General features: G+C 51.0%; 13 protein-coding genes. 12 read left to right on the top strand and 1 reads right to left on the bottom strand.

The genetic code is table 11. From position 1 onward, the window contains the following. The 8 genes from QEH57_RS18710 to QEH57_RS18675 all read left to right on the top strand — a co-directional run. Positions 1-184: hypothetical protein (locus QEH57_RS18710; protein WP_309008304.1), on the top strand; the 184-nt coding region annotated here is incomplete at its 5' end. 78 nt (positions 185-262) lie between these two features. Beyond that, entirely contained in the window at positions 263-742 is a 480-nt protein-coding gene (locus tag QEH57_RS18705; RefSeq protein ID WP_309008303.1) for a hypothetical protein, read from the top strand. Positions 743-774: 32 nt separating this feature from the next. Further along, positions 775-1,221: a hypothetical protein gene (locus tag QEH57_RS18700; RefSeq protein ID WP_309008302.1), complete on the top strand. Its 447-nt coding sequence runs from the start codon at positions 775-777 to the stop codon at positions 1,219-1,221. 992 nt (positions 1,222-2,213) lie between these two features. After that, positions 2,214-2,672: a hypothetical protein gene (locus tag QEH57_RS18695; protein WP_309008301.1), complete on the top strand. Its 459-nt coding sequence runs from the start codon at positions 2,214-2,216 to the stop codon at positions 2,670-2,672. Positions 2,673-2,734: 62 nt separating this feature from the next. Further along, complete coding sequence (locus QEH57_RS18690) at positions 2,735-3,319, top strand: hypothetical protein (RefSeq protein WP_309008300.1); 585 nt, start codon at positions 2,735-2,737, stop codon at positions 3,317-3,319. A 107-nt stretch (positions 3,320-3,426) separates the two neighbouring features. Next, complete coding sequence (locus QEH57_RS18685; protein WP_309008299.1) at positions 3,427-3,786, top strand: hypothetical protein; 360 nt, start codon at positions 3,427-3,429, stop codon at positions 3,784-3,786. A 71-nt stretch (positions 3,787-3,857) separates the two neighbouring features. Further along, positions 3,858-4,391 carry a hypothetical protein gene (locus QEH57_RS18680; RefSeq protein ID WP_309008298.1) on the top strand — a complete coding sequence of 178 codons (534 nt, stop codon included), beginning with the start codon at positions 3,858-3,860 and terminating at the stop codon, positions 4,389-4,391. A 56-nt stretch (positions 4,392-4,447) separates the two neighbouring features. Further along, positions 4,448-4,753, top strand: coding sequence for a hypothetical protein (locus QEH57_RS18675; protein ID WP_309008297.1), 306 nt, complete (start codon positions 4,448-4,450; stop codon positions 4,751-4,753). Between the two features lie 174 nt (positions 4,754-4,927). Here the strand turns inward: QEH57_RS18675 and QEH57_RS18670 are convergent, their stop codons facing one another. Continuing rightward, entirely contained in the window at positions 4,928-6,127 is a 1,200-nt protein-coding gene (locus QEH57_RS18670; RefSeq protein ID WP_309008296.1) for a hypothetical protein, read from the bottom strand. A 474-nt stretch (positions 6,128-6,601) separates the two neighbouring features. On the opposite strand from QEH57_RS18670, the gene QEH57_RS18665 reads away from it, so the two are divergent. The 4 genes from QEH57_RS18665 to QEH57_RS18650 all read left to right on the top strand — a co-directional run bounded on the left by QEH57_RS18665 (position 6,602) and on the right by QEH57_RS18650 (position 10,385). Then, positions 6,602-6,931, top strand: coding sequence for a hypothetical protein (locus tag QEH57_RS18665; protein ID WP_309008295.1), 330 nt, complete (start codon positions 6,602-6,604; stop codon positions 6,929-6,931). Positions 6,932-7,027: 96 nt separating this feature from the next. Continuing rightward, the gene (locus QEH57_RS18660; RefSeq protein WP_309008294.1) at positions 7,028-8,686 is read left to right on the top strand and encodes an AarF/UbiB family protein; all 1,659 of its coding nucleotides are present in this window, start codon (positions 7,028-7,030) and stop codon (positions 8,684-8,686) included. Between the two features lie 101 nt (positions 8,687-8,787). Next, the gene (gene holA, locus QEH57_RS18655) at positions 8,788-9,894 is read left to right on the top strand and encodes a DNA polymerase III subunit delta (protein WP_309008293.1); all 1,107 of its coding nucleotides are present in this window, start codon (positions 8,788-8,790) and stop codon (positions 9,892-9,894) included. Between the two features lie 8 nt (positions 9,895-9,902). After that, the gene (locus QEH57_RS18650) at positions 9,903-10,385 is read left to right on the top strand and encodes a hypothetical protein (RefSeq protein WP_309008292.1); all 483 of its coding nucleotides are present in this window, start codon (positions 9,903-9,905) and stop codon (positions 10,383-10,385) included. Positions 10,386-10,387: the final 2 nt, after the last annotated feature.

Raw genomic sequence — 10,387 nt, 5'->3', positions numbered from 1 at the left:
TACGACCATCATCTATAAGGCGGCAACTCGCAGTCCGTCCCTTCCTGTAGGTCCACAGCTAAAGAAGCAAAACGAAGATGCAGCAAAACTAGGGGGCAGTCCTAATCCCAATCCCAAAGACCAAAAAGAAATTAGGAGAGTACTCAAGCAGTACGAATCAGTTCGCGACAAACAGAAACTATAATATGCTAACAAGTCGTGTCATACAATTCCGATAGGCTGTGCCCATCTCCATCGTATGCACTCGGCGTTAGGCGAAAGAATGAAATACATACCCCTCTACCTACTCTCATTCATTTTGATCGGTTGCACCACAGTGACTGAGTATTACGAGACAACCATTTCACTCACGGTACGTGACCAGACGACGAAGAAACCTTTAAAAAACATCACTGTCTACTTTGTTCATCACGACCCCTTCGGCGCAAATCATAGGTTCGGTCCATTCAGCACCGACAGCAAAGGCCAAGCGCACATTGAAATTCCATCAAGAACGATTAAAAACAAAGGAATTTCTTTCTCAGAAGATAGATATGAATTCGAATTCCTCCGAGATGGATTAAGAAAAGCCGTCGTACGAAACTATGATCCAGATTCTGGTCTAGATCCTGAGATGCAGATTGAAAATATAAAACAAAGAGTGCCTAACAAGGCGGTCGATACAACGGCGGCAAACGCTCGCCTCTTTGACGACGACACATCGAGGAGATCTACCAACCCAGACGCGGAGGCGACGACCTGAGCCGCCGCGTATCACCTCGACGATAGCTAAAAATGGAATTTAGCGATTGGATACACTGGCCTAAGCGAAACGCACTAAATGGAATTCACCATCCAGGTGTCTACGCTATTGCTATCTCGAATCGTTCCATCAACGAAAAGCCCTTCGATTACATTCCACAGATAGCATACTTCGGCATGACCAACTCTCAGGGAGGCCTTAAATCGAGACTCAAAGCTTTTGAAAACACGATAGCTGGAAAAACCGGACACGGAGGAGCACAACGATTCATCTTCAAACATAAGGATTACGATTCTCTGACTCCCAGGCTTTTCGTATCAATCCATCCAATTGATTGCGATGTGAACTCTAAGGAACCAAAAGATTTAAGAAAAATGGGAGACGTTGCTAAACTTGAATACGAGTGCTTTGCTCGTTTTGTCGAGCGATTCGGGAAGCTACCTGAATTCAACGATATGAAGCTATCACCAAAGAAATAACAGCTAACAAATCGGCTCACGCAACGAGCGCAAGCACTCGCCGTGTGGCCTCGACGTTGGCTAACAAAATGAAATCGAAACAGAAACTACCCCCGCTCTGGATAAAGATCTTCTCTTGGATCTTCCTTATGTTTGCACTGATTCCAGTTTCCTACCTATTGAACCGACCATTTGCATCGAGTGGAGGCAGGGTATCTGCTTTTGGGTTACGAATCGTCAACACCGGTGACGCTGAAGTTTGGTTCCTCAGCCTCATAGGCATTCTATTTCTAGGATCATTAACCGGACTTTTCATATTAACGAAACGATCTTTTGCATATGATTTCGGTCTGTTTTATTGTCTGACCGCGGTTGTAGTTACAATAACGGCACATGCAGTGGGCTTCAGCCCAAATCCCTTCATCCCCAAATATCACGTCTTGGATATTGCCGTTCAGTATCTCTTGTTATCTGCCTTCCTCTACCATCTTGCTATCAACCGATCAAATTGGCGAGCAACCTCAGCCAGCAAATCGCTTCAGGCAACGGGGACGAGCCCCGTCGCCTGAGCTTGGCGATTCGACGAAGAAAATGAAGAGATTAACGATAGCGACATGGATCCTAACGATCTTCACAGCAATCTCGTCGATACCAGCTTTCAACCAAAGAGATCAAGACGAACCATACTTACTGATCACACTAACGCTTTCGACATTTCTCCTGATTTTCATCTCCTATTACTGGATCCAATGCTTCAGAAAAAGTAAAGAAGGAAGCCTACCGTATTCCGCGCTAGGATTCTTGCCTGTTTGGATCCTATGCGGCCTGAATATCCCGATGAGTTTATACTGGTTTACTTTTGCAGGAATAAAATGACTAGGTCGAGCAAATCGCTCCAGGCAACTGCGGCAAACGCCCGCCTCTTTCACTACGACCCAATGAAGATCAACGACCCCAGAAATTTAAACCGTAACCTAGGCCTTGTCGCCTGAGCTCAGCGTTAGGCAGAAAAAATGGAATTCATAAAGTCAAAGGTGTGGCAAGAAGCCGAAAACGAAATCGCTAGCATATTCAAATATAAGATATGCCCAATGTGCGATGTCACAGCTTCAGCCCGAAAGGAAGAAATGGAGCTATCCGGATTTTCTACCGAAACAATTATCGAAGAGTTCAAGCGAGACGAACGCATTATTAAGAGGTTTAGCCAAAACTGGCTCATTAACTGCAAGAGAAAGAACTACGGAGACGAATGGAACCCCGAGGAAGGAAACCAGCAGGAAGATATCAACGCGAAGCTCGTAGGTATTGGAGAGGGATTTCTACTTATTCACATGCTTTTCTACCTTCACGCGAAACTGAAGCCTGACAGCCTTCTTGATTTCCTGAAAAAAAGAAGAATCCCACATGCCAAGAAAACAGCCAAAGACATCGTTAAAGTCTTTAATGAATCACTAAACGAAAAAATAGCCTAACAAATCGTAGCAGGCAACGAGCGCAAGCGCTCGCCGCCTGTACTCGGCGTTAGCCAAATATAATGATAGAACAAATCATAAGATCAATCGGAGGTCTAGCAGGCATTTTTAACATCCTCGGAGCTTTGTTTGTCATCTACCTAGCAATTCGCCACAAGAAGATCTTGGCGAAATACAATCATAAGCTTTCGATCCAGTTGGAGGCATTCAGGTCGACGCTTGAAACCGAGAAAACCAAACACTCAGTAGTTTTCACACGTCTCTACGAAAAGCGAGAAGAAGCCTTATTGAAACTCTGGAAAGCCTTGATACACTTGAGACGCGTATCCCTCGACGCGAGTGCCGTTTCACCACGTTGCACACTAAAAGAGTTCCTAAAAATCGCCCAAAAAACCAAGGAAGACTTTGAAATGGTTGAATTTTACTTCCCGAAAGAGTTCTGTGAAGACTGGTACAGTGCGATAGAAGATATCCAGAATTCAACATACCCAATTCTTCAGATGAGAGAAAAGCGAACAGACGACTGGGAAAAAGACAGGTTATCACTGAAGAATTCTGTCGACAGATTTATCAGAGTTTGGGATTCCACGAAAGAACCTCTTAGGCTACGAATTCAAGAACTGATAAAAGTAAAAGAATTGGGCTAACGAAGCACTCCAGAAAACGAGCGCAAGCGCTCGTCGTCTGAGCTCGGCGTTAGGCAGAAATAAAAAGGAAGAACATAGTCCCCAAAATCATCCTAGCTTGCGTAGTCGTGCTAGCTGGTGGAGTTGGGCTGTTCATCTACTCCTTCACGCTCTACGGCCTAACAACGAACGAAACCGACTCAGGAATCGAACTGCAGACTCTCTGGCTAGGAGACTACTACGCACCAGTTGAAATACTCGAAATTGAAGACGAAGAACAGAAGACGGTTTTACGGCTCACCCCTAACTCTGAGAATGCAATGCTTCACACCTTAGTCATCGATCTCGGAAGAAATGAATTTAAAGGCATGTATTTGAAAGACTACGACATTGAAGGAAGAGATTGCGAATTCCGAAGCGGCATCGAATACACTGCTTACGTCAAATGGCCTAAGCAGAAAGCAAAGACTATATTCACACTAAACTAATTAGACTAACAATGCGCAGCAGACAACGTCGGCAAGCTGCCGCGTCTGTGCTTAGCATTGGCAAAAAATAGATGAAAACAATCTTCTCCATCTTGTGGGCAACCTTCCTTGCGTTGAGCCTTACAGCATCCGCTTCGATTTACGCTCCTGACGTAGAAGCGCACAAAGTATTTCTCACGGTGGCTAAAGAAATAAGCGGAACCACTAGCTTTACGCTTTTCGTAGCAGCTAGCCGCTTTTCACATCCAGACGAGCTATTTGAAGGGAACGAAAACAAAGCGAAAGAAATAGATGGATATGTGTTTTACGAAGATCCGATAGAGCTTTCCCATTTAGACATTATTAGGATACAGGATCTATTTTCGAAGCCAGAGTACTTTGAGCCATATACGACTGGAAAGTTTTGCGGTGGGTTCTATCCTGACTACGCAATTTTCTGGAAAAGAGGTGGAAGAGGATTTGTAGCCTACGTCTGCTTTGGCTGCGGCGAGATAAAAGCAAAAACGGATAAAGGAAGCACGATGGTTGATATGACAAAAGAAGGACGAAGTGAGTTCGTAGAGGTCTTATCGAAATTCGGCAAACTTCACAAAAACCAAAAATAATGCCAACCAGACGGTGCAGACAACTCGCGCAAGCGCTCGCGTCTGACCTCGGCGATATGCAGGAGATAACAGACAAGTTACCCGACTGGGCGATTCGACTTCTTTGGCCAGCAGCTTGGCTGAGGCGCAAGCACGCTGGCTACTTCAACTACTACGGCGTCATCGGAAACTCGCGCATGCTCAGCCAGTATTGGTTTGAAAGCCGGCGTATCGCCTTCGCCAGCCTCAACCGCAGGAGCCAACGCCTCAGCTACAGCTGGGCAGGCTTCATTCAGATGTGGCAGACGCTGGGAATAGGAGGTCCGCGCATCGAGGAAAAGCCTCGCGCCAACCGTCCGCATTTAGCATTCTCCCAAGCATGATTCCGACCCGCCCGACCTGCTGCGCGACCGTCCAGAGGAGCCCTGTGCGAGAAAACCGCACGCAGGGATCTGCGAGGGGGCTAGCCGGTATCGGCTAGTCCTACCTTAATTCGAGAAAAGAAATGAAGTTCACCGCCACAGTCTGGGCCCAGCGCGTGCTCGGCGTCTCCGGCATTAGGTATCTGAGGTTGGAAAGTTGCTACTTACTCTAGCTGCCTCTTTGATTAACGCGTTTAGGAAGCGCTGATGAATGAATTTTGAACCCTCGCATTCAGATACTCCTGATGCACTTGTCCGAGCAATCGATTCGAAACGATCCTCGCCTAGGAGTGCGTGCATAAGCTCGAAAAAGTCCTCGTAGCCGGAAAATTGGATACCTTTTCTCTCTAGCTCCAAGATCTTGCTTTTTGAGAGTTTTTTTGATGAGTTGTGATGAGTTGACGGCTCAATCAATCTCATTTGAGAGGTGTATGACGTTTTCGTAGCGGTAGTTCGATCTTCTCTCGAGGCGACCCTCTCTTCCCAAAACAATAGCTTGTAGTCACGGCGATCAATTGTCTCTTTGATTGAGACGCGTAGCACTCCGTCTAAGGTTTCAGCTCCGTCCAACTGCCTAATAACTGAGGCGGAATGTTGTAGGAAGACCTTTGCTCTGCTCGATTTTGCTGGAGGAACGCGAGCGGACACCTGTTGCAGGATAGATTCAGCAGTGATTTCGTAGGGTGTGGATTTGGTTCTTCCAGCTGCTCGATATGGGATATAGGAGTATATTGCTTGTGCTAAGTTGCTCCTCATTGATTTTAGCACGTCTAGCCTGATTCGAGAAAGGTTACACCAGTCTTCCAGAAGATCAAAAAATTCGGGGCTGAGCGTTATTCGATCAAGTTCGAGATCGAGTTGAATGCCATCTGCCTCTTTAGCGTCGGAACGTCGAATACCCTTCTGGTGTACCTTTATGTCACCGATTATTGTAAACATCTCGCGTCTGGTTTCGTGGCCATTTCTCCACTCTCTTGATATCCAGGTGTCTCTAAGATCAAAGAGTATTTCCAAGAGGTTCCGACAGAACTTTCCTCCGCAACTATTTGCATACCGCCGGCTGAACTCGTAAATCGAGAACTCTATGTCGCGACCCTGAGCCCGTTCGCGAAATGAGAGAAGCGCGAAGCACGCTCGACCATGGCGAATATCCAATGCGGGCGATGGCCGATGATTGGTGGGGTGTTCGACGCCAATGCCCCACCGGACATCACCAATGTTGAGGTATCGAGGTTTATCTTGTGGTCTTGCAGCAAAAAATGGAGCAGATACTAAATCCTTAGGAACCCTAGGAGCGATGGATTCGTTCAGGGGTTCCTTGTTTTTGGAGATCATGATTTCAGTGGTGGAATAATACGAATAACTATTATCACCCCAAGGCTTATTGAAAGCCTAAAGCCTCCAATTTATCCGTTTTGAGGTGGCCTCAATGACATTGCGACAATCCATCCAATGGAATTTCACCAACTGTTTGTTAAAATACACCAACCGTTTGTTAAAATATACCAACTGTTTATTAATGAATTTGTAGGTAAAAATTGGATTTTGGAAATACACCAACCGTTTGTCACAAATATCGAACATAAGATTGAATCGCACACCAACCTCTCCTTGCAAAATGGATTTACCTCCCCTCGGAAGTCGTACACCAACCTATTTGCTCCGACACACCATGAGCGTTTTTGTGCAGGGTGACGCTTGAAATGTGAAGATCGAAATGGAGGGCGGGTCGGCGGGGGGAGTTTCTTGGCTTGGGGAACGGAGTTTTGCGTTGCTGTGGCAGTCGTTTGGTGGTTAGGTTTGGGGTCTATGATCGATGCCATTAAGAAAGTGATGCTCGCTGGGGTTGGCGCCGCGGCGATGAGTGCGGAAAAGGCAGAGAAGGCCTTGAGCGAGTTGGTCGAGAAGGGGAAGCTCTCCGCGACTGACGCGAAGGACGCTGCGAAGAAGTTGGCCGACGAGGGCAAGCAGGAGTTCGAGGAGGCTTCCAAGTCATTGGAGGAGCGTTTCGACTCGATGCTCAAGAAGTTGGGCCGCGGCCAGGCGGAGCGTATCGAAAGCTTGGAGACGAAGCTCGCTGCGGTGGAAGCTCGGTTGGCGGCGCTCGAAAAGGAGTCGCCCGCCAAGGTGGCCGACTAGGCTTTCCTCCGTCTCTTACGTGAATCCTTCTTTTGACGGCGTGGGGCTTGGGAGGCCTCGCGACGTGGTTGTTTTGTATCCTCTAGTCTACTTCTTATGTCGATAAAGCCTTTCGAATTCATATCCAATGCGGTGAGGGCCAAGGAGATCGTTACGGTTTTGGCGCGTTATGGATTTGCGGATTTGCTGCAGAAGCTGGACTTGCCGCCGCGCTTGCTGAGCGCCTTGGGGAAGATTGCTCCGGAGAAGCGTAGCCAGTGGGAGCGGCTGCGGATCGTGATGGAGGAGTTGGGACCGACCTTTATAAAATTTGGCCAGTTGCTGAGCATGCGGCCGGACGTGGTGCCGGAGGCGCTGATCAAGGAGTTGAGGAAGCTGCAGGAGGAGGTGCCGCCTGTATCCTTCGATCAGATACGTCCAATCCTGGAGGAGGGGCTGGGGCAGGACTTGAACACGGTCTTTTCGGATTTCGAGGAAGTCGCGGTGGCGGGGGCTTCGATGGCCCAGGTGCATCGGGCGCGACTTTTGTCGACCGGCGAGCGGGTTGCGGTGAAGATCCAGCGGCCTGGCTTGGAGAAGGTGATCGATGCGGACTTTGACATCTTGATGTGGCTGGCGCGGCAGGCCCACGAGCGGATCGAGGATCTGCGGCCGATCAACTTGCCGGATGTGCTGGAGGCGATGCGTGACGGATTGGAGCGGGAGCTGGATTTTCGCCGGGAGGCGCGGGGGCTTTCGTTTTTTTCGCGACACAACGCGTATCCGGAGGATGTCTGCGCCCCGAAGATCTACGACGACTTTTGCACGCGTCGGGTGTTGGTGATGGAGTGGATCGAGGGGCGGCGCTTGGAGTCGCTGGTACCCGGGAGCGAGGAGGCGAAGCGGCTTTCCTACGTGGGGGCGCGGTCGCTGTTTAACCAGATCATGATCGAGGGTTATTTCCATGCGGATCCGCATGCGGGGAATATCCGGGTGCTGCCGGACGGGAAGCTTTGCTTTTTGGACTGGGGGGCGACGGGGCAGCTGACGCAGCGCATGCGCTACGGCTTGGTCGACTTGTTTCGGGCGTTCGTGAAAGGGGATGCGGAGCAGGTGACGCGGATCGGCATCAACCTGGCGGATACGGGCGAGTCGATCGACAGGCGTCGCATGGAGCGGGACGTGAACCTGGCTATCCGGGAGCACTACAATGCGGACACGGGCGAGGGCGACGTGGGGCGGGCGATCTTGAGCTTGCTGTACGTCTTTGGTCGCAACGGGATCGACTTGGCCCGTGATTATTCCTTGATGGCGAAGGCGATCCTTTGCGTGGAGGAGACGGGGTCGACTTTGGACGAGTCCTTTAACCTGAAGGACGAGTTCGAGCCTGTACTGAGAAAGCTGGTACAGGAGAGGCGGAATCCGAAGCGGATGGCGGAGTCCTTCCGGGATAGCTTTTTGTTAGGAGTGGAGCAGTTGCAGGGGATGCCGGAGGAGGCCTTGCGAATCCTCAAGAAGATCGAGAAGGACAACTTGAAGGTGAACCTCCAGCATCGCGGGCTGGAGGAGTTGGACGACACGATCAGCGACGCGAGCAACAAGATAACGCTGGGCATCATTATCGGCTGCTTGCTGGTGGGCTCTTCCTTGATCGTGACCTCAAAGACGCCGCCGATCGTATTTGGGTTCCCGATACTGGGGATCGCTGGCTACGTGCTGTCTTTTCTTTTGGGGCTGTACGTGGCCTTCGATATCTTGCGCGGGCGGCCGAAGTGATTCTTTTGGGTTCTGGGTGAGGAGGGATCTTGCGGCTCGGTGGGGTGGCTCCATCCAGAATTTTCTTTTCTCGGGAGGCGGGGTGGGCATTGTTCGGAGCCATGGCGAATGCTCCCTTTATCTACGTTTCCGGTCCCGACGACTACTTGGCCAGTCGCATGGCGAAGGATATCTGGGCGGAGCTGAAGGCGGACGTTACGGATGACTTCTCGATCGAGGTGATCAGCGGCCAGGCTGGCAAGGTGGACGAGGTTGCGGAGGCGGTAAACCGTTTCCGGGACGCGGTCCAGACGATGGGCCTTTTTGGCGGTCGCCGGGTGGTGTGGCTCAAGGACGTGACGTTTTTGGCCGACAATCTGGTGGGCCGGGCGGAGAGCACGGTGAAGCTGTGCGAGGATCTGCAGGAAATCTTGGAAGCCATCAATCCGGAGGAGGTCGGGGTGTTGATTTCGGCCTCTCCCGTGGATCGACGGAAGCGCTTTGCGAAGTTTCTCGAGAAGTCGGGCGACTATCGTCCGTCGGGTGGCGTAGACTCCAAGGGCGGCGGCGTAGATACGCTGGTGGCGGCCCTGAATCGGGAGTGCGAGGCGATGCAGGTCACGATCGCTCGGGATGCGGTGGAGGTTTTGATCAGCAAGGTAAATGGGAATTCCCGCTTGCTGATCGAGGAAACCCGCAAGCTCGGGACCTACTTGGGCGAGCCGGGCAAGCAGATCACGAGCAAGCTGATCGAGGAGCTGACGCCGAATTTTGGCGAGGGCGACTTTTTCGAGTCGACGGAGGCGTTTTTCGCGCGGGACATCAATTGGACCCTTTCGGCATTGCGGCGGCACTTTTTTAGCGGGAACGACGCGAGACCGGTGATTGCGTCCTTGCAGAATCGCAATCGTCTTTTGATCCAGCTGCGGGCCTTGCTCGATGGCGGCGAGATCTCGGCAAGCGGGTCGAGCATCAGCAAGCCGATGTTCGAGAGGGCGGCGGCCAAGTATGCGGATTTCTACGACGGCTTGAAGACGAAGAGCGGGTACAACGTTTTTACGCAAAACCTTTGGTACATGGGTAAGCTGATCGGGGCAGGGAAGTTTCCGCCTTTGAAGGCTTTGATCGATCATCAGCTCGAGTTCATCCGGGCCTTCGAGGAGATCGTGGAGCGGCCCAACGAGCAGGAGGAAGCGTTGCGGGCGATGGCGATTCGCTGTCTGGCCTAGCGTCCTCGATGGGGACTTCGCTGTTTATCGACGGAAGCTGCGATCCGAATTCAAAAATCGGATACGGAGCTTTGCTTCGTCTGGATGCGGGCGATAGCCGGTCCTTGGTGGAATTGAAGGGCGAGGTGCGGGTAAGGCGTTTTTTTCCGTGCGGGTCTTCGTCTTTGGAACTGATGACCTTTCTTTGGGCGATTGGCGAGCTTGAGGAGGGGGCGGGGCGCGTGTCGGTTTTCACCGATTCGCAGACAATGGTTTCCTTGCTGGGGCGGCGGGCGGATCTGGAGGCGTCCGGGTTTTGCTCGCGGAGCGGGAGGGCCTTGTCTCAGGCGGTCTTGTATCGAGATTTCTATGACGTTCTAGACGGCCGTGAAATCGAGTTGGTCAAGGTGGCTGGGCATGGGCCGAAGGCTGGGAAGTCTCGAGAGGAGCTCCTGTTTGCGCTGGTGGACAGGGCTTCGCGGCGAGCTTTGAGGGAGTCGGCGCGAGCGTGAAG

This window comes from Pelagicoccus sp. SDUM812005, assembly GCF_031127875.1.
Classification (GTDB): Bacteria; Verrucomicrobiota; Verrucomicrobiia; order Opitutales; family Opitutaceae; genus Pelagicoccus.
The sequence above is the reverse complement of the archived record's forward strand: the minus strand, read 5'-3'. Positions and strand labels throughout refer to the sequence as shown.

Bases quoted from the DNA above. Each gene is read 5' to 3' on its own strand.
- QEH57_RS18705 (WP_309008303.1), top strand. From the start codon at position 263: ATGAAATACATACCCCTCTACCTACTCTCATTCATTTTGATCGGTTGC.
- QEH57_RS18700 (WP_309008302.1), top strand. From the start codon at position 775: ATGGAATTTAGCGATTGGATACACTGGCCTAAGCGAAACGCACTAAAT.
- QEH57_RS18695 (WP_309008301.1), top strand. From the start codon at position 2,214: ATGGAATTCATAAAGTCAAAGGTGTGGCAAGAAGCCGAAAACGAAATC.
- QEH57_RS18690 (WP_309008300.1), top strand. From the start codon at position 2,735: ATGATAGAACAAATCATAAGATCAATCGGAGGTCTAGCAGGCATTTTT.
- QEH57_RS18680 (WP_309008298.1), top strand. From the start codon at position 3,858: ATGAAAACAATCTTCTCCATCTTGTGGGCAACCTTCCTTGCGTTGAGC.
- QEH57_RS18675 (WP_309008297.1), top strand. From the start codon at position 4,448: ATGCAGGAGATAACAGACAAGTTACCCGACTGGGCGATTCGACTTCTT.
- QEH57_RS18670 (WP_309008296.1), bottom strand. From the start codon at position 6,127: ATGATCTCCAAAAACAAGGAACCCCTGAACGAATCCATCGCTCCTAGG.
- QEH57_RS18665 (WP_309008295.1), top strand. From the start codon at position 6,602: ATGATCGATGCCATTAAGAAAGTGATGCTCGCTGGGGTTGGCGCCGCG.
- QEH57_RS18660 (WP_309008294.1), top strand. From the start codon at position 7,028: ATGTCGATAAAGCCTTTCGAATTCATATCCAATGCGGTGAGGGCCAAG.
- holA (WP_309008293.1), top strand. From the start codon at position 8,788: ATGGCGAATGCTCCCTTTATCTACGTTTCCGGTCCCGACGACTACTTG.
- QEH57_RS18650 (WP_309008292.1), top strand. From the start codon at position 9,903: ATGGGGACTTCGCTGTTTATCGACGGAAGCTGCGATCCGAATTCAAAA.